Origin of the sequence: Paenibacillus sp. SORGH_AS_0306 (genome assembly GCF_030819345.1) — a bacterium.
Classification (GTDB): domain Bacteria; phylum Bacillota; class Bacilli; order Paenibacillales; family Paenibacillaceae; genus Saccharibacillus; species Saccharibacillus kyungheensis.
Genome location: NZ_JAUTBP010000001.1, coordinates 2,956,581 through 2,979,604 on the forward strand (window position 1 = coordinate 2,956,581; position 23,024 = coordinate 2,979,604).

Here is a 23,024-nt window from a genome sequence, read left to right on the forward strand (position 1 = left end):
TACTTTCAGATCAAACAATACATATATTAGCTATATCAATCGGTCAGTGATTAGTTAGCAACAATATTAACTAATTTGCCCGGTACAGCAATCACTTTACGAACTGTTTTGCCTTCGATCGCTTGTTGAACTGCTTCTAAGGATAGTGCAGATTCTTCCATCGCTTTGGCATCCAGATCTTTAGCAATTTTGTTACGTTGTACAATTTTACCATTGACTTGAATAACAATTTCTACTTCAGATTCAGTTGTCCATTGCTCATCAAATGTAGGCCATTCTACATACGTAATACTTCCTTCGTGACCCAGACGAGCCCATAGTTCTTCTGCAATATGTGGAGCAAGAGGAGATAACAATTGTACGAATTTCTCCATTAGATCACGTGGCAATACGTCTGTTTTGTAAGCATCATTCACAAAGATCATCAACTGACTAATCGCTGTATTGAAACGAAGTCCGTCTAAGTCTTCTGTTACTTTTTTGATCGTTTTGTGAGCTGTACGTTTGAATGCTTCATCGCCTTCACCGTCTGTGATTTTGGCATTCAATTGTCCTTCATCTGTAATAAATAGACGCCATACACGAGATAAGAAGCGATACATGCCTTCTACACCATTTTCATTCCAAGGCTTCGTTGCTTCCAGTGGTCCCATAAACATTTCATATAAACGTAGTGTATCTGCACCATATTCGCTAACGATATCATCTGGATTAATAACATTACCACGAGATTTACTCATTTTCTCATTGTTATTACCTAGAATCATTCCTTGATTGACAAGCTTTTGGAAAGGTTCTTTGGTATCGACTACACCGATATCGTATAGCACTTTATGCCAGAAACGAGCATACAATAAGTGAAGTACAGCATGTTCTACTCCACCGATATATAGATCGACAGGCAACCATTGTTTTTGCTTCTCTGGTGAACACAAAGCATCATCATTATGTGGATCGATATAACGCAAGTAATACCAGCAACTACCTGCCCACTGTGGCATCGTGTTCGTTTCACGACGTGCTTTCATCCCTGTTTCTGGATCGATTGTTTCTACCCAGTCAGTGATATTAGCCAGTGGTGATTCTCCTGTACCCGAAGGTTTGATCTGATCGATATCAGGAAGCAATAAAGGTAATTCCGATTCAGGAACAGTCTTCATCGTACCATCTTCTAAATGCAAAATAGGAATAGGCTCTCCCCAGTACCGTTGACGGCTAAACAACCAGTCGCGTAGACGATACGTAACTTTACCTTGCCCTTTACCATTTTCCTCAAGCCATGCAATCATTTTGGCAATCGCATCTGTTGTATTTAATCCATTTAAGAAATCAGAATTCACATGTTCGCCTTCGCCTGTATACACTTCTTCTTGTACACTGCCTCCAGCTACTACTTCTTTAATTTCCAAATCGAATTTTTTCGCAAATTCCCAGTCACGAGCATCATGTGCAGGAACCGCCATAATAGCGCCTGTACCGTAACCTGCAAGTACATAATCAGCGATCCAGATTGGTAATTTCTCGCCACTTGCTGGATTAATTGCATAAGCACCTGTAAATACACCTGTTTTGTCTTTTGCTAAATCTGTACGTTCTAGATCACTCTTATGTGTTGCTTGATCTTGATACGCTTTGACAGCATTTTTTTGCTCAGGTGTTGTAATCACATCAACTAACTCGTGTTCAGGAGCCAATACGCAATATGTTGCACCAAATAAAGTATCTGCACGCGTTGTAAATACGGTTAGATTTTTATCGGTTCCTTCAATATCAAAATGCACTTCTGCACCGACAGATTTGCCGATCCAGTTACGCTGCATATCTTTGATACTTTCGGTCCAATCCAATTCTTCCAAATCGTCCAAAAGACGCTCTGCGTATTCTGTAATACGTAGTACCCATTGACGCATCGGTTTGCGGACAACCGGATGTCCTCCGCGTTCACTTTTGCCATCAATAACTTCTTCATTCGCAAGTACTGTTCCTAAAGCTTCACACCAGTTCACAGCGACTTCATCTACATAAGCAAGCCCTTTGTTATACAATTGGATAAAGATCCATTGTGTCCATTTGTAATACTGTGGGTCAGTTGTGCTGATCTCACGATCCCAATCATAAGAAAATCCTAATGATTTAATTTGACGGCGGAAATTATCGATATTTTTAAATGTAATATCACGTGGGTGTTCGCCTGTATCCATTGCATATTGTTCTGCTGGTAGACCAAACGCATCCCATCCCATTGGATGAAGTACGTTAAAGCCACGCATACGCTTGTAGCGAGACACGATATCTGTAGCTGTATATCCTTCAGGATGCCCTACATGCAGACCTGCTCCAGATGGATAAGGGAACATATCCAATGCATAAAATTTCGGTTTACCTGGTTCTTCTTGTGTTTTGAATGTTTTGTGTTGATCCCAATATCCTTGCCACTTCGGTTCGATCTGCTGTGGATGATAACCAGGTTGAGTTGTTTTTGAATCTGTCATCAATGTGTCCTCCTTCGATCTTGACGATCGTATGTGTCTGTCGTAACCTGTATTTCATTCATAGCTTACTGCTCATATGCGACAAAAAAACCTCTCATCCATAGCGCATAATATCGCTAGGGACGAGAGGTTGTGTCTCGCGGTACCACCCTAGTTAGTGAACAAGCATACTTTGCTATCCACTCACTTAGTTGCCTGATAACGGTAGGAAGCCGATGTCGTTCAGAAATAGGATAACTACGCTGACTATGTACTGATAAAAATAACAGCGTATTCCAATATTCTTGCAACATATCTCCAAGGCGAGTTCATATCAGCATCATATCGACTTGCACCACCCGTCGACTCTCTATCATTACATGCTTACTAATATTACTATTCCTTTTCACTGAGCATTGTATTATAAAATATAACAATAGCTCTATTTTAAAAAATTCGCCCTGGAAAGTCAATGATTACGCAATATTCTCTTGGACTTTACGTTTACCGGCTACTTTAGCAGCATCTTCTTCTGGAGTTGTAATAAACTTGGTAATAATCGCACTGATAAAGTAAAGAATCGCGAATACCCATACCACTCCTTCTGCACCGATCACACCGATAAAAGCAAATGCGATAGCAGGAGCAATAAAAGCGGATAAACCAGCACCTAGATTGACGATAGACATCGCAGGGCCTTTGTTGCCTCCTGCTACTGATGGAGCAAGTGCTGCAATAGGAACATAGCCCGCTAACAATCCACCCCAGATAAATCCAACAATCGTGGTGATCCACAAGTTACCGTTTGTCCATTCAGGGACATAGAACAATAATAATGTGAAAATACCACAACCTACTCCACCGAACCACATTACGGTCTGTCTCCAGCCAAATTTATCACCAATAATACCGAATAATAGATTAAATACGATATTTCCTAAAAAGATCGTTCCCCAGATGTTCAACCATGTACCTGTTGCGATTCCGTATTGTGCCATATGTAATGGTAAAAATACAGGAAATCCGTAAGAACCTACGCTATTAATAACCCGTACAATACCACTTAATCCAACTTTGGGATGGGTTTTGACAATCGTTAATCCTTTACCCAATTCGCGTAACGTTTCACGAGCGTTGCCTGCTTTTTTGGGTAAACGGTCACGATTGATCAACAGAGCAAAAATAGCACCGATTCCAGCAAGCACAACAGCACTCCATAACGTCTGCATATATCCTAGATTTTTGATCGCATAACTGGAATAATATGCACCTAATACAAACATCCCGCCTGAGTAAGCTACCCAGAACCAGCCAATTGCTGTACTTAATTTGTGCTCAGGACTACGATAAGTTACCCATGTTAAAAAAGAATAAGCAAACAATGGATACCCAAATCCTTTAACCGCATACGTTAATAACATAATAGGATAATTTAGATCGGTTATACCAAAAGCGATAAAAGCAGATGTACCGATTACATAAGCGATAAATCCAATGAACATTGATTTTTTGGCTCCAAATGCTTCTAAAAATACGCCAGAAAACCATGACGCAATTGCTAGTGTAATACCATATACCGTAAATAAAAGACTGGCATCCTGCACGCTAAGCCCTCGTTCTACCAGATAAGGGCTTAACCAACCTGCTTCTAATCCATCTCCCATCATAAAAATCAATACTCCGAGATATCCCCATACTAATGTTTTGGGAATCCCTATACGATCTAATACGTTCATGACATACACTCCTTTTTCAACTTTACTGGTAAGCTACTGTTCTCAAATACTACTTTCAGATGAAGAAGCCGTTGTCGCAGACTCCGCTAATTGTAATTGTGCAAAAAAGAGCTGCGCCTTATGCCATTGTTGGTAATCTTTTTGCAATGCCTCAGAAGATTGTGGTTGAAATGTAGTGATCTGTTCTGTCTGAGTAGACTGTATATCCAAAGCTTCATTACAGATATAAGCTGCTCCTACAATCGAAGCATGTTCAAATCCTGTGCGGATACGGATTTCTTTACCTAATAGATCAGCAATACTTTGAATAAGTGTACGGCTCTGTAGTCCTCCTCCACATGCCCAAATATACGGACGATCCAGCAAGACCACCTGTGCCAATTGATCGAAATTCACTTTGATAGAAAAAGCAATCTCGTGTAATGCTGATCTGACAAAATGAGCCCGGCTTAATTGATCTGACAGTGGAGCATCGAATAGAAATCCGCCACGTACACGCGCATTTTTGGCAGACGATAAATAAGAACCTAATGCTGCTACACATTGACTTTCTTCCAGTTCATTCATCTCTTGCTCCATCATGGCGTATCCTTCATTGGGATAGAAAATAGATTGCAATTTCTGATAGTTCAGACCGGTGATACCTGGATTCGTTTCGATCAAAAATTGATGTGGTGTTGTATACGCATTAATCCATGCTTGTGCTGATTTATCTGTTGTAAATGTATCTGTAATCTTAGCGATAGGTGTAGTTGTACCGGATACAATAACGATATCTTCTGCTCCTGCACCTGTACTATGGATAGCCAATTGCGTATCCCCGCCACCTACGATAACAGGTGTATCTACAGGCAAGTTCAATTCTGCTGCTGTAGCCGGCGTTAATGTCCCGAGCACGCTACCTGAAGGTATTAATGAAGGCAACACTGTTGGTGCAATGCCAAAGGTGTGACACATTTCTGTAGACCAATCACTATGTTCTACATTATAGAGAAGAGTCTCACATGCTTGAGACGGTTCGTAACTCAACACACCACTAAGCGCATACGTTACCCAATCGCTAATACTGGTAAAACGATTCAATCGTTGATACTGCTGAGGATGACGCTCGCGTAATCCGACTAATTTCATTGCTGAAAATAAAGCAGACGGTGTTCTGCCTGTGATCGGATAAATAGAAGATTGGTCGCTATAGTGTTCTTCCCACTCACGTCCCCGATTATCAATATTCGGTAATCCTAGATAAGATTCACCTGCTTCATCAATCAGTACGATACCTTGACGCTGGCTCGTTGAAGTGACAGCGATAATCTGAATATCAGGAACGTTAGATAGTGCTACCTTAGCAAGCCCTGCAATCTGTTCCCACAATACTTCCGGTATAAAATGACGTGCATCTGCATATTGATTGTCATTGTGATACAAAATATCAGCTCGCTCAATCGACAATACGTTACCGTTGATATCGACAACAGCTACACGAGCATTACCGGTACCGATATCAAAGACTAGATAGGCTTTTTGTGTCATCGTTAATATCCTCCAAAATCGCTTTATTATAAAGTACTTTCACTGCGGTGTTATGATGCTCAAACCACTCTATGAGTGCCGTATTCATAATTTCTACATGATGATCTTCAACTTCATAAGTGGCACCTGCTAAATGTGGAATTGCTAAAACATTTGGCAATGAAATCAGTTCATAATCTTTAGGAAGTGGCGGTTCTTGATCAAACACATCGATAATCGCTCCACGGATTTGATTTTGTTGTAATTGTTCAACCAGTGCATGATGATCTACCACTACAGAACGTGCAGTATTCACAAAAATGGCGTCTTTTTTCATTGATTGCAATAATTCTGTGCCGATTAATCCTTTGGTATCTTCGGTTACAGGTAAATGAATCGATACAATATCGCTTGTAGCAAATAACTCGGCTAACGATACTTTTTGATCACGCGGATCAGGGCTGGTTACATAGGGATCGTAATAACGAATATCACAAGGGAAGCTCCGTAGTATACCTGCTGTACGCTGGGCTACTGCTCCAAAACCAACCATACCGACTGTTTTGCCAGCCAGTTCATTACCTTTAAACTTGAGATAAGCAGTTAAGCTACCACTTTGCCATTCCCCTGCTTCTAACCATTGGCTGGATGAAATAATACTGCGTAAAAAGGTAATTAGACTGCCGACTACCATTTCAGCTACAGCTTGTGCATTACGTGCTGGCGTATAGAACACAGGAATACGACGATCTGTAGCCACAGGTACATCTACATTAGAAGGAGTTCCTCGACAGACACCGATAAATTGCAGATGAGGTACAGCTTTAATTACCTTTTCAGTAATTTGATCTAATTCTGCAATAATGGCATCTGCTCCGGTTGCTTGTAATAAAGAGATCAATTCCTCTTCTTGATAAGCTTGCCCATGATCTTTCCAGCAACGGTAAATGACTTCTCCAAACGTATCTGCTAGTTGTTGACGACCTTGCTCATGATAAGGGGCGGTAATTAATATTTTCATTATTCAATCTCCTTTGGTACACTTAGGTGCAGTGTTATTTAAGTGAAGCTTTAAAGTAAGAAAGTGACTTGATATAGTGAGTTCTTGGTTTGCTACTAATAAGGTCATTATTTGACAATATAATCAACTGAGTCAACGACAATATACAAAAAACCTCTTTCCCACATCAAGGAAAGAGGTTCGCTATCTATTCATTATAATATTCAAATCATACGAATAAAATAATGCAATAATTCATCCTGCTTTCCTATCTCCCAAGCGATTCAAGCTTGCTGGAATTGGCACGTTTTTGCCGAGGTTTCGTAGGGCCAGTCCCTCCACCTCTCTGGATAGAAAATCTAATGTATGTAGTTGTCGAAAAAAACTTGCAAATCGATATCAGACACGATAAGGTATAAAACATCTAAATTTGTCGAATTCGAAATAATTTTCTTTATTCTAATTAAACCTAGTAAAAAAGTCAACATTAAATCTAAAATTTGATTTATGATAGTTTATAACGTATTTAAAGTCTATTTCTGTCATTATTAAGGTATGGGTATTACGAAAGGAGCATGATGTATGTCTAGTTATGTTGATCAACAAGATGGAGTATTTCCTTCAGTCTGCTCACTGGATTGTCCTGATCAGTGCGGACTGCTTGTTCATAAAGAAAAAGGTAAAATTATCAAAATTGCTGGAGATCCTAATCATCCTGTTACCAAAGGGAACATCTGTAACAAAGTTCGTAATATGACAGAACGTATCTATGATACCAAGCGCCTGACTACTCCACTCAAGCGGATCGGAGCAAAAGGCGAAGGTCTTTTTGAACCTATTTCATGGGAAGAAGCGATTACTACAATTACTTCCAAGTGGAAAACATTAATATCCACTTCCGGCCCTGAAAGTATTCTCCCGTATAGCTTCTATGGCAATATGGGCAATCTATCCGCAGAAGGGATGGATCGCCGCTTTTTCCACCGGATGGGGGCAAGTCTTTTAGAGCGCACCATTTGCACAGCCGCTGGTTCAGCAGGTTATAAATATACAATGGGTGGCAGTATTGGTACCGATCCTGAAGATACGGTAGATACACAGTTATTTATTTTCTGGGGTATTAATGCAGTTAGCACTAATATGCATCAAGTGACTTTAGCGCAACAAGCTCGCAAAAAAGGCGCTAAAGTTATTGTGATCGATGTGCACAAAAATCAAACTGGACGATCTGCGGATTGGTTTATTCCGATTTTGCCAGGAACAGATAGCGCACTCGCTTTAGGGATGATGCATATTTTATTTGCTGAAGATAAAGTGAATGAGGATTTTATGAAGCAATATACAGTAGGGCACGAACAATTGCGTGAGCATGTAAAGCAATATGACCCTGCTACTGTATCCACAATTACAGGCGTGCCTGTCGATGATTTATATCAATTAGCTCGTATGTATAGCGATGCTAGCCCTGCTCTGATTCGTATCGGAAATGGTCTTCAACATCATGATAACGGCGGTATGAATGTACGTACGATTGCCTGCCTACCTGCTATCACAGGACAATGGTTAGTACGCGGTGGCGGTGCTATTAAATCTAATACGTTCCAACTAACATTTAATGAAAATGCATTACAACGTCCAGACTTATTAGCTAATCGCAATACTCGTTCTTTTAATATGAATCAATTGGGACGGGTATTATTAGAAGAGTCTGAACCTGTGCAATCGCTATATGTGTACAATTCTAATCCAGCAGTTGTGACTCCAGAAGCTACGCTTGTCAGACAAGGATTAGCACGAGACGATTTGTTTACTGTTGTGCATGATCTCTTTTTAACTGAAACAGCTAAATATGCCGATATTGTTTTGCCAGCAACATCTGCTTTTGAAAATACCGATTTCTATGCTTCGTACTGGCATCATTATATGCAGATTCAACAACCAGTTGTTGCTCCATATGGTGAAAGCAAATCCAATACCGAAGTATTTCGTTTGCTTGCTAAGGCCATGGGTTATGAAGATGAAGCATTACAAGATAGTGATGAGCAGTTAATTCGGCAAGCTTTAGATCATCCTGCTAATCCGGCACTGAAAAATATTACGTATGATTCATTAGTTCAGCATCAATATGTCAAAGCAGATCGACAATATATTTTCCCGGATCGTCTGCCTACACCAAGTGGCAAAATTGAACTATATTCAGCCGATATGGAACGTGATGGATTACCACCACTACCAACCTATACACCACTTCATGAGCAAGGCACTCATCCTTATATTTTTGTACCGGGACCTAATCATAACTTTTTAAATTCAACCTTTTCGAACAATGCCAAACATATCGGTCTTGAAAAGTCACCGAAGCTATTTATGAATACAATAGATGCGCAAAATGCTGGTATTGAAGATGGCGACTGGGTAACCGTATGGAATGAACGAGGGTCTTGTGAACTGCTTGCTACTGTAGGTGAACATGTATTGCCAGGCGTTGTCGTCAGCCAGGGGCTATGGGCAGACACTGACAATCAGCAAGCTACCCATCTAGTTAATGCACTCACGTCAGATCGCTTGGCTGATATGGGTGGCGGTGCAACCTTCTTCTCCGGTCGTGTCGATGTAATCAAAAAATCAAGTTAACTCCTTTTATCCAATAATCGTTCACTTCACACACTATGGCGTTCGATTAATGTATAAGGAATCTGTCGCTTGACTGGCATGATAGTAGTATCAAGGCTACGTTCATAAAATAAAGAAAACGCTTGTCTGCCGATTTCTTGTAAATTCTGATCGATTGTAGTGAGTTGTAATCCGGCAGAGATCGGTTGATTATCATACCCGATAATTGCTAACTGCTCAGGAATACGCAATCCATATTGACGTGCGCCTAACATAACACCTGCGGCGGCTTCATCCCCTGTTACAATTAACGCAGACGGAGGTGACTCCATAGTCGCAATCCGCTTGGCAATCTGTTCACCATCACTCATATGGATACAATCTGGAAAAATCCACTCCTGATACACTTCAAGCCCTGCGGCATGGAGTGTATTTTGGTATGCACGAAATCGCTCCTGACTGCTTGCACTTGTTTTGCGACCGATACAATAACCGATACGAGTATACCCACGATCTAATAAATACTGAATTCCGCTACAAAAAGCTCCATAATGATCGGTATATACAGCCGATAGATTGGATTCTTCTGTATATTCGCAGACAACGATCGGCCCTGAATCACTGTATGATTGTAATTCTGCCCATGGTAATACACGTGAACATGCAATAACTCCATCTACCTGTCTTGTACTGAGCATATGTAGATATTCTCGTTCTTGATCTGGATTATACGAAGTCTGACATAGCAATACATGATAACCATATTGATAAGCTTTTTCCATCACACCTGCAATAATGGCGTGATAATACGGATGATGACTAAATGGTAAAATCAAACCAACCGTTTTGGTTTTGCCACGAATCAGATTAATAGCTTGTGAATTAGGGGTGTAGCTATTTTGCTCAATGACCTGCTGTACCCGTTCTCGTTTATCTGCTCTAACATAAGGATGATTATTGAGCACTCTAGATACGGTAGACACCGAGACTCCTGCTTGCTGGGCGATTTGCTTAATATTGACCATAAGTGACTCCTTTCTTGTCATCATAAATCTTACACAATTACTTCTATCATAGCTCAAAAATAAGACCAACGATAAACAACCGCCTGTTTTCTTGAACATTCTATCCAAGACAAGGCGGTTGTTATACATTATACATATCATTATTAAATTATAACTGTTCTCCGTTACTTTCAATTACTTGCTGATACCAGTAATAGCTTTTCTTCGGAATACGGCGCATATCTTTTTCGCTATCTTCGTCACGATTGATATAGACGAACCCATAACGTTTCTGATAGCCATTCAACCAGCTTAACAAATCGGTAAATGACCAACTGCAATAACCAATTAGATCTACACCGTCAGCAATCGCTTCACGACATTGTTCCAAATGAGAACGTAGATAATCGATGCGATAATCATCTTGGATACTTCCATCAGCTTCTAGCTTATCGAATTCGCCTAATCCATTTTCGGTAATAAAGACAGGCAGTCCATAACGGCTCGTAATACGACGTAATCCAATTCGCAAGCCGATTGGATCGATCGCCCAGTCCCAATTTGACGTTTCTAAATGAGTATTAGGCGTTGTTTTGTATAGACCTGGTCTTCCCGTATCTTCATTACTTCCTTTTTGTCCGGTAGTATTCATTTTGCCTTCAGCGACACCATCAATCGGATTAAATTCATACGTAATCGTCTGATAATAATTAACACCGACAAAATCAGGAATCCCTTTAGTTAATAATTCGATATCACCTTTTTCAAATGTTGGAGCCAGACCGTGCTCTTCCAGATAACGAAGTGCTACCTGTGGATAATGACCCAGACAATACGTATCCAGCCACCAGTTATTTTGAAATTCTTCGGCATTCTCATACGCCAGCATATCACGAGGCTGACTACTAGCCGGATAAGAAGGAGAATAAGCAAAGCTAGGGCCAATTTTACCATTCGGGACATAGTGACGGAAAGATTCAATCGCTTTGGCATTAGCTAGAAAAGCAATATGATTGGCTTCATAAAAACGTTTGCGATCATGCACACCCGGTGGATGCATCGCTGTAATAAACGCATGGTTAGAATTGTAATTTTGCTCATTAAGAGATACCCAGTATTTTACTCGATCTCCATACCGTTTATACAATGTAATACAGTATTGATTGAAATCTTCGATCATTTCTCTGGATTCCCAAGCTCCATATTCATCTGCGAGCGCTTGTGGAGCATCCCAGTGATATAACGTTAATACTGGTTCGATCTGATTAGCCAACAATTCATCAATTAATTGATCATAAAAGACCAAGCCTGCTTCATTGACTTCACCTTTACCCTGTGGATAAATACGTGGCCAGCTAATCGAAAAGCGGTATGCCTTAAGACCTTGTTGCGCCATTAGAGCAATATCTTCTTTGTAACGATGATAATGATCTACAGCTACATCTCCATTGGTACCTTTGAACGTTTTGCCCGGGATTTTGGTAAATGAATCCCACATCGAAGGTCCTTTACCATCTTCGTCCCAAGCACCTTCTACTTGATATGCTGCCGAAGCTGATCCCCATAGAAAATCAGTCGGGAACGCTTTTTTCTGTTCGTGATGCATTTATACTCCTCCTTCAAGCTGATGATGCTTTTATGATAAAGTATGAAATGCATTTCAGATCAAGCTTTGTTTATGATAGTGGCTTAGCTAATTGTACCTGATTCCGTCCAGCCGACTTGGCTATATACAATGCTTGATCTGCTTGTTCAAACATGTTTTCAGGCTGATCCTGCGGATAACAACTCACACCGATCGATATCGTAATATGAATCATTTGTCCATCGTCTAATTGAAAATCATGAGCTTCGATCTTTTTACGAATCGATTCTGCTATTTTTAACGTTTTTTCGATTCCACAGTCATTTAAAATCGCAGCAAATTCTTCTCCGCCTTTACGAGCACAGTGATCATTAGAACGCATAGCCTCTTTTAACAATTGAGCTATTTGAATCAATACCGTATCTCCATTTAAATGTCCATACGTATCATTAACATCTTTAAAATGATCAATATCTAAAAGGAGCAAACCAAAAGGTTGTGGATAATGCATCAAATTTATCGTTTTTTGTTCAAACATTTTTTCAAATGCACGCGGATTATGAAGCCCTGTCAAAAAATCAAGATTGGCTGCTTCACGCATTAATAACAATGCATCATCGGTACGTTTCATATAACGAAGTAAATAATAAACAAACAATACCCCGGGAATATAAAATGCTGCAAAGACTATAATCGGAAAAAAGGAGTGTTCCCCTAGTACAGAAATCACAGATAAAGCATATACACACAAAATCCCGATCATCATGCGTAGCCAGTAAGATAACGCCAGCTCTTTGCCTTTTCTCATAAATAGTCCTGTAATCACAAACGTAAAGATCGCATTAAAAAATCCGATAAATGAACTAAAATTGATAGGGTCTATTAAAAATAAGCGATACACTCCAATAATCACAGCCGTGATCAAACTACTTAATGCTCCACCAAAGTAAAACGACAATATAATAGCCACCTGACGAAGATCCAGTACTATCATAGGTGACAAACGAAAAGAGAAATATTTAGTCAATAAAATTCCAATTATTCCCGCAATAACACCGGATAGCAATTTGACATACAATGACTGGATATTGATTCGTTTACTCAGCCATTTTAATATTAAATTACCAAAAAAGAGTGTAGTTGTTAGAAATGTAAGGTTGTTCAGAAGCGATTGAATAATAGTCAGCATCTCAAAATCCTCATCTGTGAATTTGCAAAGCAGTATAGATTATTATATCAAAAAAAGCTCCCTATACTGGGAGCTTCTATTAAATCATATCATATTATTTAATCGCTACAAAGAATAATCTAGCAGCATCTTCACCAGCTTCTACCCATTCAAAATCAGCATAACAATGCACATCTCGAAAACCGGCTTTGATTAATTCTGTTTTCAACCATTCTGGATCATAAGAACGCTGAACATGAGTTTCTTCAAAACGTTCATACAGCGCATGACGTTCTTCACCTGTACGGGCAAAAATCGTCAAATGATGCTCAATCTCGGTACGAACTTGATCATATTCACATGTCCATAAATACGAAACAGAACGCTCATCTAACATAAAGGGTTGCTCTTCATCATAACGGCGTAATGTCCGCGGATGGTGGACATCAAAAACAAATGTACCGCCTGATTTGAGCCCTTTGTATGTCGATTGAAACGTATCAACGATATACTCGGGTTCTGTTAAATAGTTCAAACAATCGCAAAACGAAATTACGCTATCGACCGGTTCAGGCAACATCCAGTGCGTCATATTTTGACACACCCAGTTCACACTACCGTTTTGAAAAAGGCGATGTCCTTGTGGAGTCGATTCTAGCTTGTCTTTCGCTACAGATAACATATCTGATGATAGATCTATTCCTGTCACTTGGAAACCTGCATTCACAAGCGGAATCGTAATACTACCGGTTCCACATCCAAGTTCTGCCACTGTACGAGGCATACCATATTTATCCCAGACTTCACGCACAAAGCGTAGCCAATCCGGGTAAGGCATATCTGCCATTAATTCATCATATACATAAGCAAATTTCCGGTACGACAATACGCTAACCGTCCTTCCGTACATCTGCAATATCGATTACAGAATGATCAATTCATACTACTAACGGCTAGTCTTTAGGATTGCTTTTCTTCTTCAGATGAAGATGGTTCAGAAGAATCTGCTGGCTTAACTAGCATCGTCCAGTTTTCTTTCTGCTCTACAATACCTTCACGCATCAATTTACCAAGTGCACGCTTGAACGCAGACTTACTAATGCCAAATCGTTGTTTGATAATATCAGGTGTAGTTGTATCTGAATACGGCATAGCTCCATCAGGACGTTCTTGCAAGAAAGCAAGTAAGCGCTCTGCATCTTGATCACGGCCCACTTCTTTACGAGGAATCATCGATAGATTCACACGTCCATCTTCACGAACTTGTGTTACACGTACATTGACTTTTTCACCAAGACGAAGCATACGACTGCGCTCGCTCTGATGAATCATACCCAATGCTCCAAATCCAAGCACCCCGCCTTCTACAATCACAAATGTTCCCATTTGTAACGGACGATAGACTTGTGCATCTAACCACAGGTTCACCCATGATTCAGGAGCGTGAAAAGTATGCTCCATAAATTCAAGTTCACCTGCTAATTTGGCACGTAGACGACCTTGACGATCATGCTCCATCATCACATAGACTTCATCGCCTACTTGCGGACGAAGTTCTTTGAGTTCAGGCATTTCGCTCAGAGGTAATAACAACTGACGACCTAGTCCCATTTCAAGAAAAGCTCCTAGACGTGGATGTAGATCAGCTACAGTTAGCTTTGCCATTCCACCTAGTGTCAAAAATGGCTTTTTCATCGTTGCTGCTAGACGGTCTTCGGTATCATGGAAAATAAAGACTTCGATATGATCGCCTATTTTGATTTTTTTGGTGATTTCACTGTAATGAAGCAATACATCGTTTTCTCCATCGGATAGAAAAAAACCATACGGCGATACTTCACGCACCAATTCAAGCGTTAATACTGTACCGGATTCAAAACTCATACGTTCTCCATCACTTTAGCATCTGACCACAGACGCTCGATATTATAGTATTCACGCTCATCACGATGGAAAATATGCACGACTACATCGCCAAGATCCATTAGTACCCAACGAGCTGCATTCACGCCTTCCATACCACGAATCTCTGCTTTGGCATCATGCATTACTTTACGGATTTCACTTGCAATCGCTTGTACTTGTGTATCCGAGTTACCATGACAGATTACAAAATAATCAGCGATCATGGATACACCACGTAAATCTAGTGCTACCAGATTGCTTGCTTTTTTACTTTCAGCTGCTTCTACAGCAAGTTGCAATAATTGTTCAGGATTCAATTTCATTAAAGTTCCCCCTCGAGTTCTAGCTGTTTGACCAAATCGTTGCGAGATAAAACCGTTAACGGAAAAATAACTTGTCGTCTAGCCAGCAATAAATGAATCGTCGAATCAAATCCAGCTACCAATCCAGCTTCAAGACTATGCTCAGCTAGACTGCGAATATGATCTACTCCTGGAAAATCACGTCCAGGTTCTATATAATCAGCCAAACAAATTACTTTCTCCAACACAGTCATACCAACACGTCCAGAGGTATGATAACGAATCGCATTCAATATTTCTTCATCGTCCACACCGTATTCTGTCTGTGCCGTATATGCTCCCACTTCAGCATGCCATAACGGCTTGTCATACAATAATAGTTCATCATTTAACGCTTGTTCGCGTAATACTTGTTCTTGACGTTCAGTGCTCCAATATTTCGCTACATCATGCAAAATCGCAGCAATCTCTGCTTTGACCGGATCAGCGCCATATCGCTTAGCAAGTACAATTGCTGATTGCATTACACCTTCGGTATGCTTCCAGCGTTTTTGTGGCATTTGAGCGGATACAGATGCCTTCAACTCATCGCGTGTCAGGTTCATAGATACCGCTCCTTTGTATATATTCATTCACTAGATCATGTACCATATAACGAACAGATTTTCCTGCTGCTAGACGTTCACGGATATCTGTAGATGAAATATCAACTTGTGGCATATTCACCAGCACTACTTTTTCCTGCAAATAATCCGGTAAATCTTCTTTACGAATGACCGAACCCGGGCGACCTACACCGATAAATGTAAGCACCTGCGCCAGTTCTTCAATCCCATGCCATTGTGTTAAAAAGTTCACCATATCTGCACCGATAATAAAAAAGAATTCATGCTCTGTATACCTTGCTCGTAATTCGCGAATCGTATCAATTGTGTAGGATACGCCTCCGCGGACAAGCTCTATATCCAATGTACGAAAAGCAGGATTCGTTCCTACTGCAAGCTCCACCATCTGAAGACGTTCGTCTCCTCCAGCTCCCGCTTCGTGCTTATGCGGCGGAATATGTGACGGCATAAACCAGACTTCATCTAACGTACAACCTTGAAGCGCTGCTTCTGCTGCTAACATATGACCGATATGCACAGGATCGAATGTTCCACCCATAATACCGACTTTCATGAATACACCACCGAATACGATTTTATAATAAAAATAAGATCAATTACGCTTTTGGTAATTCAATTTGTTTGTGGTCTTTGGATTCTTTGTACAAAATGATTGTACGTCCAATCACTTGAACCAACTCGGATTTAGTACTTTTTGCTAATTCTTCTGCCAAATCTTTTGGTTCTTCCAGACAGTTGTTTAATACTGAAATTTTCATCAATTCGCGCGTTTCAATCGCATCCAGTACATGACGAACAATCCCGTCATTCATACCGCCTTTACCGATTTGAAAAATCGCATCTAAATGATGAGCTTGTGAACGCAAAAAGCGTTTTTGTTTTCCTGTTAACATATATTTCTCCTTCAATACCTATTCTTTTTGATGATTCATCGCTTCTAGTAAAGCACTACGCATCACAGATATAGGCGCAGGTTCCCCTGTCCAATACTCATAAGCATAAGCTCCTTGATAAACAAACATACCTAATCCACCGACTACCGTACAACCACGACTTTTAGCTTCACGCAACAAACGCGTTTCTAACGGATTATAGATCAGATCGCTAACGACAATTCCTTCTGGAATTTGACGCTGTTCTAGTGGTGTCTCATCACTATTCGGTGACATACCGATCGAGGTTGTATTAATAAGTATATCGGTCTGCGGAAGAACTTTATCGAGTGTATCGTAGCTACCACTTTGTACTTGTAAAGTGTCATGACTGAACTCTTGAGCTAGTTGTTCAGCTTTATCCACTGTACGATTAATAATCGTTACACTTGCTGGTTCTTCTCGCAACAAAGCATATACTACTCCACGCGCAGCACCACCTGCACCTAGAATCGTAATATGTTTACCCGATAACTCACTATTTAATTCTTCTTTTAGAGATCGGACATAACCGATACCATCGGTGTTATATCCTTTTAATTTGCCATCTTTGATAACCACTGTATTAACAGCGCCACAGCATATCGCTGATTCATCCAGTTCATCCATCAATTTCATCATTTCTACTTTATGAGGAATCGTGACATTGAATCCGCTAAAGCCTAGCGCTTTGGTACCTGCTACAGCTTCAGCAAGATGCTCTGGCTTCACATGTAAAGGAACATACATCCCCGGAATACCTGATGCTTCCAACGCAATATTATGCATAGCTGGTGATTTGGAATGCCCGATAGGATCTCCCATAACACCTAACAAAAGCGTATGATGAGATAAATTTGTTTTCCGGTCTGTCATTGTATAGTTCCTCCTGTGAATTAAGATAGGCTTACATTAAATCAATGATGGACGCATCATTACTTTGACACCTTTAGGTAAATGAATAGCAGCTAATGCGCCTGTATTGCCGTTCACTTTGATCCAACCCAAGCCTGAAATAAATAGATCGTATTGTGAGCCGCGAGGAACACGGAATTCATGACGTGTCCATTCTGGCAAGTCTGCTAAATGTTCTTTGGTTGGAGGTGCAAGCATTACTCCTGCATGATCTGCAAATAAGTCATCTGCACGTTCCAATTTGGTACGATGAATTTTGAGACCGTTATTAATGAAGCAAGTAAATGATTGACGACCACCTTCAAGGTAATCGAATCGTGCCATCGCTCCGAAAAAGAGTGTCTGACCTTCATTTAATTGGTATACCATCGGTTTAAGCGGTTTGTCTGGCATAATCGCAGCCAAATCCTGCTTGGTTACGAGTTCCGTATAACGAGATTCGTACACTATTCCCGGTGTATCAATAATAAAATGTCCATCATCTAAAGGAATATTCACAGTGTCTAACGTTGTACCCGGATAACGAGAAGTAGTTAGCTCTTCTTCCAGATCACTATAATCCGAAATTAGACGGTTGATCAGTGTAGATTTCCCTACATTGGTCGCTCCAACTACATACACATCACGATTTCCACGCATCTCACCTACAACTTCAAGAATACGCTCAAATCCGGTATTTTGCTTGGCACTACAAAGAATGATTTCTTCGGTTTTGAGCCCGATTTCTTTCGCTTCTTTTTGTACCCAGTTACGCAATTTGTTCCAATTGGTGACTTTCGGCAACAAATCAATTTTGTTCACAGCTAAAATCACAGGATTATTGCCTACAAAACGTTGCAATCCTGAAATAACGCTACCCTGAAAATCGAACAAGTCGACAATATGGATTACCAGTGCATCTTTTGTGCCCACTTCACTGAGCAATCGCAAGAATTCGCTCTGATCTACCGTTACTGTCGACGATTCATTATAATTGCGGATACGGAAACAGCGCTGGCAGACTAGAGGTGTTCTTTCTAGTGCTTGTGCTGGTAAATATCCTGGTAATTCAGGCGCGTCCATCTGTAGTGTAATACCGCATCCACTACATTTCGCACCAGCGGTAAGACCGCTTTGTTCTGTCATTTATTGTTTTCCTCCTCGGACCATAGTCCTTTTCTACGCAGTCGTTTTCTGGCAAACCGTTCGACCTTACGGTTAACTTTGGTTCTCCAACCTTCATCAGCAGCAGCGATAGGCAATACTAGAATCGTAAATAAACCGAGTCTGTTGCCACCATATACATCTGTTAACAATTGGTCACCGATAACAATAGTCTGTTCTTCGCTCCATTTCATCAGCGTCATTGCTTTGCGAAATGGTGCATTAGACGGCTTGCGTGCCGCATGCACAAATTTGATATCCAGTGGTGTAGCAAATAAGGATACCCTGCTCATATTGTTATTCGAGACGATAATCAGCTCGAAGCCGTATTTTTTTACTTTAGCAAACCATTCAATCAATTCCGGTGTCGCATTTGGCGCTTTGGCACCAACGAGTGTGTTGTCTAAATCTGTAATGATTCCACGATAACCTTTGGCATACATTGCTTCTAGATCAATATCAAATACAGTATTCACGCGCAACTTGGGTACGAGCATCTCAAACAAGCTTTATTCACCTCGGTTTCATACGACAAACTATATCATAAGTGTAACCTATCTGACAAAAATAAACGCCGCATCAGCGGCGTTTTTTTGTAGGATCTATCAATAGTTTGTCCAACGTTTTGAACAATCATTCAGCCATCCACCATTATACTACTTTGTAGCCCTTTTGCGCCATCTTTTTCGCAAGTTTTGCAGATGATGTTGCATAGAGGTCCACTCTTCCTCTGTAATCTGATCTGGACTGTATTTCGCTTTTTCAAACAATTCAAGTAAAGGTGTTAATTGTGCTGCCAGATCAGGGCGTACCTCTTCCCACCTACTTACCGATTCACGCAATGTTTCATATGAACGACGATCCATGCCATGACGTTTCATCCATGCTAACCAGCGTTTGGATTCAGCCATAATTTTTTGCTGTGGTGTCAAAGCTTCGCCTTGACGCATACGCATAATCATAAAGCTTAGTTCACGACGATAACGAATAATCATTACCGCTGCCCACGCAAGTATTACACTGCTAGCAATCCAGATGACAGAAGTAGGTACAGCAGGCTCGTTATCTTGCACAGGAGTAGCTGTCTCCTCTTCTTCTGGTGTTTGTTCTTCTTCCTCTGGCTCAGGTGTTGGAGTATCATCGGACGGAGTCTGTACTGTTTCTGTCACCATCGGCATATCGAATCCTGGTGTTGCTTCGATCGGTACCCATCCATAATCGGCAAAATAAATTTCTGCCCATGAATGTGCATCTGCATTAGTGACTGTGTATTCTGTAGCTCCATCCGGGAAATAGTCGCTAGTGACATAACCGGAAGCTTGTCCGGGAGCATACCCTTTAACCCAGCGTGCAGGAATATCTAATGAACGTGCCATCATGACCATCGCTGTAGAATAATAATCACAATATCCTTCTTTGACTTCAAATAAAAAGCTATCTACAAAATCACGACTTTTTTTCTTTGATAAATCTGGATTATTAGTATAAGCAAAGTTATTTTGCAAATACTGTTGCAATAATTCTACTTTTTCATAAGGTGTATCTCCAGAAGCTGTTACTTCTTTGGCTAGATTGCGTACACGATCTGGCAATTCAGAAGGCACTTGAAGATACTGGTCTAGCGATTTGTCTGCATATAATTGATTGAAGGTTTTCTTTTCCAGTTCTTTGACAGGTATAATCGGCACTCTGGAAACGAGTGAATACGATTCTGGAAATTTACGATTCTGACGGGTAGGACTCCAGTGAATTTCACCGGGGTTACTGCGCCAGTCCAATTGTGATGTATCTGAACCACCATCCACATCGGTAACTCTGCCTATCGTATAAGCACCGAATAATACAGGATAGGTTACATTATCTTCAGACAACATTTTCACCTGTTGCTTCACGGTTTTCTTTTCAACATCTGAAGATTCATCCAGCGGAAGTTCACTACCTGCTTCTACCGACTGCAATTCACTCCAACCATTGCTAGAGCGATCAATCCAACCTTCTCCTGAATAGACGGTACGCGTTTCTCCGCGCCAAATAACTACGGCTGGTAGTGCTGACTGTCATTACCGGCGTATAGTCAAAATTAAATCCGCCACCCAGATTGGAATCTTCGCGACTGTATCCTGAAGAAGCTCCTTGTCCATTTAACGGGTTAGAGCCGTTGACCGTAATCACTGCTTCTCCGCGCCAGTTTTTCCATGCCGTATACGGATCTTTGAGCGTAGGTTGGACTTCCGGTACATTGACCCCTACCAGTAAAATGATCGAGAAAATTACGGCGATATTAAAAATAATTTTGAGCGGATATCGACGTAGATGTTTCCATCCTTTGGGGAATCGTTGCTGAAAATAACGAAAATGATTACTGACCAGCCAGCCCATCCCTGCAAATACAACCCATGCTACTTCTTCCCACATCATGGACGTGGTAAAAGAATCTAAAATAGATAAAGCCGCAATATTCGTACCGACAAACATAATAATTGCTCGGCGTGATGAACCGATTCGTGCAGAGACTTCGATCAATACCCATGCAGATAATATAAACCACAGATACGGGGAAACAGTATCTACAAATGTCTCTACATTGTCTGTTAACGAACCTTCTTGCCAGCTATAAAAACCGTAATGATCAAGCACATAATAGACTGTACCTAATACAGCAAATAATTTGATAATTAGTCGATATATGATTTTGAGCGGGATTAAAATATCAATAATCGCTACAACCGCCATCGTTGCCAATACCAATGGAGTCGTTTCTTGATACCAGACTCCATCTGCATAATTAATCCATTGCAGTGCAATAATAAAAACCCATACTAAAGATAATGAATAGTACCAAGAGCGACTTATACCATTCCACCATTTTTTCAAATCGCTCCACCTCCCAACGCAGCTGGCAATTGCTCTAATGAAGAAATAGGATAACAGGATACACCGCGTGCATGAGCAGACTGTGACCAGTTAATCACTGCTTCTTTATTTTTTTCTATAGAAGGATGAATTAAAAATTGAAGTGGTGTCATCTGACGAATACGAGCAAATTGAAAAATCTCCCACACTTTCTCATTCATCAACGGCGTAATCAGAATAAATAAAGTTCCTGCTGGAAACATACGCGCATGATCTTCCAGTTGATCAAGCAAGCGACCTTTGCCATCTGCCACTACATCTACTAGATGCAGACGCATTCGCTGACGTTCTGCTATATGATCTGATGGCAAAAATACACCTTTGTTCTGTCCGGTCGTAAATAACCCCATTCCCATTCGTTCCCGCACCCCATAATCAAGCATAGATGCTGTTGTCGATACTGCTAATTCAAAAGCAGCATCCGATTCATAATGATCAGCTATTGCATCAAGCACTAAGACGGTTTTGGGTAACGATTCATGTTCAAATTCTTTCGATTTCCAGTTGCCTGTACGTGCAGTCGCTGACCAGTGAATACGCGAAATTCGATCTCCATATACATAATCACGTACCCCGTTGATCTGGTTCGTTTCCGGTCGTGACATTAATTGCGAAGTCTGTTGTCCGCCCAGTCTGGAATAACGTGATCCCATTTGCCAGTTCGGGATAAAAGCGATCCGTGGCAACACCAAAAATTCACCGGGCGCTGTGAACTGCCCTTTATTTTCAATCAATCCAAAAATATCTTCACTGATACATTCGGTACCATAAAAGCGATAACGTCCTCGTTCCAGCGGAGGAGTCTGAAATAACAGCTCTCCTTTGCCTCGCATACTCGGAATCAGGCTTTCTTCAAAAGACCATGATTCTCCATTATGACGCTTGAGCGTTTCGCGAATAATAACATATGGTAATGGTAAAAATCCCGGAATCGTCACATCCAGACGCACCTGTACCTGATCACCAGCAAGAATCATTTCTCCCTGATCTCCTGCTGTCGACAAATGACGCTGACCATGTGCGCGTCCGACTCCTCGAAAACCACCACCAATTAAATATAGCGATAATAAAGAAACCATAACAAATAACATGACTGATGTTTTGCCACCTTGAAAAAGCACATAAAACAAACATCCAATCCATACCATAAACACCAACCATAATTTGGATGGTTGGCGTTTCCACTGCAAATTCAGACGCAAGTATGAAAATAAGGCTCTCAT

Annotated in this window: 20 protein-coding genes, 1 riboswitch and 1 other annotated feature; of the genes, 1 reads left to right on the forward strand and 19 read right to left on the reverse strand. The window is 40.7% G+C overall.

Annotated elements, in window-relative coordinates; all coding sequences use genetic code 11:
• Positions 1 to 50 precede the first annotated feature (50 nt).
• The 4 genes from leuS to QE450_RS12830 all read right to left on the reverse strand — a co-directional run bounded on the left by leuS (position 51) and on the right by QE450_RS12830 (position 6,737).
• Positions 51 to 2,492: a leucine--tRNA ligase gene (gene leuS / locus QE450_RS12815; RefSeq protein ID WP_307299609.1), complete on the reverse strand. Its 2,442-nt coding sequence runs from the start codon at positions 2,490 to 2,492 to the stop codon at positions 51 to 53.
• Positions 2,493 to 2,607: 115 nt separating this feature from the next.
• Positions 2,608 to 2,890: a binding site (T-box leader), on the reverse strand.
• A 57-nt stretch (positions 2,891 to 2,947) separates the two neighbouring features.
• Entirely contained in the window at positions 2,948 to 4,207 is a 1,260-nt protein-coding gene (locus tag QE450_RS12820; RefSeq protein ID WP_273613139.1) for an MFS transporter, read from the reverse strand.
• A gap of 42 nt (positions 4,208 to 4,249) precedes the next feature.
• Positions 4,250 to 5,737 carry an FGGY-family carbohydrate kinase gene (locus tag QE450_RS12825; RefSeq protein ID WP_307299610.1) on the reverse strand — a complete coding sequence of 496 codons (1,488 nt, stop codon included), beginning with the start codon at positions 5,735 to 5,737 and terminating at the stop codon, positions 4,250 to 4,252.
• Positions 5,709 to 6,737: a 2-hydroxyacid dehydrogenase gene (locus QE450_RS12830; protein ID WP_307299611.1), complete on the reverse strand. Its 1,029-nt coding sequence runs from the start codon at positions 6,735 to 6,737 to the stop codon at positions 5,709 to 5,711. Before QE450_RS12830 ends, QE450_RS12825 begins: the two co-directional genes overlap by 29 nt.
• Positions 6,738 to 6,981: 244 nt before the next feature.
• Positions 6,982 to 7,073, reverse strand: a riboswitch (SAM riboswitch).
• A gap of 225 nt (positions 7,074 to 7,298) precedes the next feature.
• On the opposite strand from QE450_RS12830, the gene QE450_RS12835 reads away from it, so the two are divergent.
• Positions 7,299 to 9,350: a molybdopterin oxidoreductase family protein gene (locus QE450_RS12835; RefSeq protein ID WP_307299612.1), complete on the forward strand. Its 2,052-nt coding sequence runs from the start codon at positions 7,299 to 7,301 to the stop codon at positions 9,348 to 9,350.
• Between the two features lie 26 nt (positions 9,351 to 9,376).
• On the opposite strand, the gene QE450_RS12840 is transcribed toward QE450_RS12835, so the two are convergent.
• From QE450_RS12840 to QE450_RS12910, 15 genes are all read right to left on the reverse strand, one after another.
• Positions 9,377 to 10,354, reverse strand: coding sequence for a LacI family DNA-binding transcriptional regulator (locus QE450_RS12840; protein ID WP_307299613.1), 978 nt, complete (start codon positions 10,352 to 10,354; stop codon positions 9,377 to 9,379).
• Between the two features lie 148 nt (positions 10,355 to 10,502).
• Complete coding sequence (locus QE450_RS12845) at positions 10,503 to 11,939, reverse strand: glycoside hydrolase family 1 protein (RefSeq protein WP_307299614.1); 1,437 nt, start codon at positions 11,937 to 11,939, stop codon at positions 10,503 to 10,505.
• Between the two features lie 70 nt (positions 11,940 to 12,009).
• Positions 12,010 to 13,107, reverse strand: a complete 1,098-nt coding sequence (locus tag QE450_RS12850; protein WP_307299615.1) for a GGDEF domain-containing protein — start codon at positions 13,105 to 13,107, stop codon at positions 12,010 to 12,012.
• A gap of 94 nt (positions 13,108 to 13,201) precedes the next feature.
• The gene (locus QE450_RS12855; protein ID WP_273613146.1) at positions 13,202 to 13,996 is read right to left on the reverse strand and encodes a class I SAM-dependent DNA methyltransferase; all 795 of its coding nucleotides are present in this window, start codon (positions 13,994 to 13,996) and stop codon (positions 13,202 to 13,204) included.
• 50 nt (positions 13,997 to 14,046) lie between these two features.
• Positions 14,047 to 14,970, reverse strand: coding sequence for a CvfB family protein (locus QE450_RS12860; RefSeq protein ID WP_274172212.1), 924 nt, complete (start codon positions 14,968 to 14,970; stop codon positions 14,047 to 14,049).
• Positions 14,967 to 15,314: a ribosome silencing factor gene (gene rsfS, locus QE450_RS12865; RefSeq protein ID WP_069329867.1), complete on the reverse strand. Its 348-nt coding sequence runs from the start codon at positions 15,312 to 15,314 to the stop codon at positions 14,967 to 14,969. The genes QE450_RS12860 and rsfS overlap by 4 nt, the downstream gene beginning before the upstream one ends.
• A complete protein-coding gene (yqeK, locus tag QE450_RS12870; protein WP_273613148.1) occupies positions 15,314 to 15,898 on the reverse strand; it encodes a bis(5'-nucleosyl)-tetraphosphatase (symmetrical) YqeK in 585 nt (194 codons plus the stop codon). Before yqeK ends, rsfS begins: the two co-directional genes overlap by 1 nt.
• Positions 15,879 to 16,472, reverse strand: coding sequence for a nicotinate-nucleotide adenylyltransferase (nadD, locus tag QE450_RS12875; RefSeq protein WP_273613149.1), 594 nt, complete (start codon positions 16,470 to 16,472; stop codon positions 15,879 to 15,881). Before nadD ends, yqeK begins: the two co-directional genes overlap by 20 nt.
• A gap of 43 nt (positions 16,473 to 16,515) precedes the next feature.
• Entirely contained in the window at positions 16,516 to 16,812 is a 297-nt protein-coding gene (gene yhbY, locus QE450_RS12880) for a ribosome assembly RNA-binding protein YhbY (RefSeq protein WP_069329869.1), read from the reverse strand.
• An 18-nt stretch (positions 16,813 to 16,830) separates the two neighbouring features.
• On the reverse strand, positions 16,831 to 17,706 hold the full coding sequence (aroE, locus tag QE450_RS12885) for a shikimate dehydrogenase (RefSeq protein ID WP_301262855.1): 876 nt from the start codon (positions 17,704 to 17,706) through the stop codon (positions 16,831 to 16,833).
• Between the two features lie 36 nt (positions 17,707 to 17,742).
• Positions 17,743 to 18,870, reverse strand: a complete 1,128-nt coding sequence (gene yqeH, locus QE450_RS12890) for a ribosome biogenesis GTPase YqeH (protein WP_301262854.1) — start codon at positions 18,868 to 18,870, stop codon at positions 17,743 to 17,745.
• The gene (locus QE450_RS12895) at positions 18,867 to 19,394 is read right to left on the reverse strand and encodes a YqeG family HAD IIIA-type phosphatase (RefSeq protein ID WP_273613152.1); all 528 of its coding nucleotides are present in this window, start codon (positions 19,392 to 19,394) and stop codon (positions 18,867 to 18,869) included. Before QE450_RS12895 ends, yqeH begins: the two co-directional genes overlap by 4 nt.
• 150 nt (positions 19,395 to 19,544) lie before the next feature.
• Entirely contained in the window at positions 19,545 to 20,846 is a 1,302-nt protein-coding gene (locus QE450_RS12900) for a DUF4129 domain-containing transglutaminase family protein (protein ID WP_307299616.1), read from the reverse strand.
• A 25-nt stretch (positions 20,847 to 20,871) separates the two neighbouring features.
• A complete protein-coding gene (locus tag QE450_RS12905) occupies positions 20,872 to 21,762 on the reverse strand; it encodes a hypothetical protein (protein WP_307299617.1) in 891 nt (296 codons plus the stop codon).
• Positions 21,759 to 23,024, reverse strand: a complete 1,266-nt coding sequence (locus QE450_RS12910; protein WP_307299618.1) for a DUF58 domain-containing protein — start codon at positions 23,022 to 23,024, stop codon at positions 21,759 to 21,761. Before QE450_RS12910 ends, QE450_RS12905 begins: the two co-directional genes overlap by 4 nt.

Excerpts from the sequence above, each read along its gene's own strand:
- leuS (WP_307299609.1), bottom strand. The coding sequence starts at position 2,492 with ATGACAGATTCAAAAACAACTCAACCTGGTTATCATCCACAGCAGATC.
- QE450_RS12820 (WP_273613139.1), bottom strand. The coding sequence starts at position 4,207 with ATGAACGTATTAGATCGTATAGGGATTCCCAAAACATTAGTATGGGGA.
- QE450_RS12825 (WP_307299610.1), bottom strand. The coding sequence starts at position 5,737 with ATGACACAAAAAGCCTATCTAGTCTTTGATATCGGTACCGGTAATGCT.
- QE450_RS12830 (WP_307299611.1), bottom strand. The coding sequence starts at position 6,737 with ATGAAAATATTAATTACCGCCCCTTATCATGAGCAAGGTCGTCAACAA.
- QE450_RS12835 (WP_307299612.1), top strand. The coding sequence starts at position 7,299 with ATGTCTAGTTATGTTGATCAACAAGATGGAGTATTTCCTTCAGTCTGC.
- QE450_RS12840 (WP_307299613.1), bottom strand. The coding sequence starts at position 10,354 with ATGGTCAATATTAAGCAAATCGCCCAGCAAGCAGGAGTCTCGGTGTCT.
- QE450_RS12845 (WP_307299614.1), bottom strand. The coding sequence starts at position 11,939 with ATGCATCACGAACAGAAAAAAGCGTTCCCGACTGATTTTCTATGGGGA.
- QE450_RS12850 (WP_307299615.1), bottom strand. The coding sequence starts at position 13,107 with ATGCTGACTATTATTCAATCGCTTCTGAACAACCTTACATTTCTAACA.
- QE450_RS12855 (WP_273613146.1), bottom strand. The coding sequence starts at position 13,996 with ATGTACGGAAGGACGGTTAGCGTATTGTCGTACCGGAAATTTGCTTAT.
- QE450_RS12860 (WP_274172212.1), bottom strand. The coding sequence starts at position 14,970 with ATGAGTTTTGAATCCGGTACAGTATTAACGCTTGAATTGGTGCGTGAA.
- rsfS (WP_069329867.1), bottom strand. The coding sequence starts at position 15,314 with ATGAAATTGAATCCTGAACAATTATTGCAACTTGCTGTAGAAGCAGCT.
- yqeK (WP_273613148.1), bottom strand. The coding sequence starts at position 15,898 with ATGAACCTGACACGCGATGAGTTGAAGGCATCTGTATCCGCTCAAATG.
- nadD (WP_273613149.1), bottom strand. The coding sequence starts at position 16,472 with ATGAAAGTCGGTATTATGGGTGGAACATTCGATCCTGTGCATATCGGT.
- yhbY (WP_069329869.1), bottom strand. The coding sequence starts at position 16,812 with ATGTTAACAGGAAAACAAAAACGCTTTTTGCGTTCACAAGCTCATCAT.
- aroE (WP_301262855.1), bottom strand. The coding sequence starts at position 17,706 with ATGACAGACCGGAAAACAAATTTATCTCATCATACGCTTTTGTTAGGT.
- yqeH (WP_301262854.1), bottom strand. The coding sequence starts at position 18,870 with ATGACAGAACAAAGCGGTCTTACCGCTGGTGCGAAATGTAGTGGATGC.
- QE450_RS12910 (WP_307299618.1), bottom strand. The coding sequence starts at position 23,024 with ATGAGAGCCTTATTTTCATACTTGCGTCTGAATTTGCAGTGGAAACGC.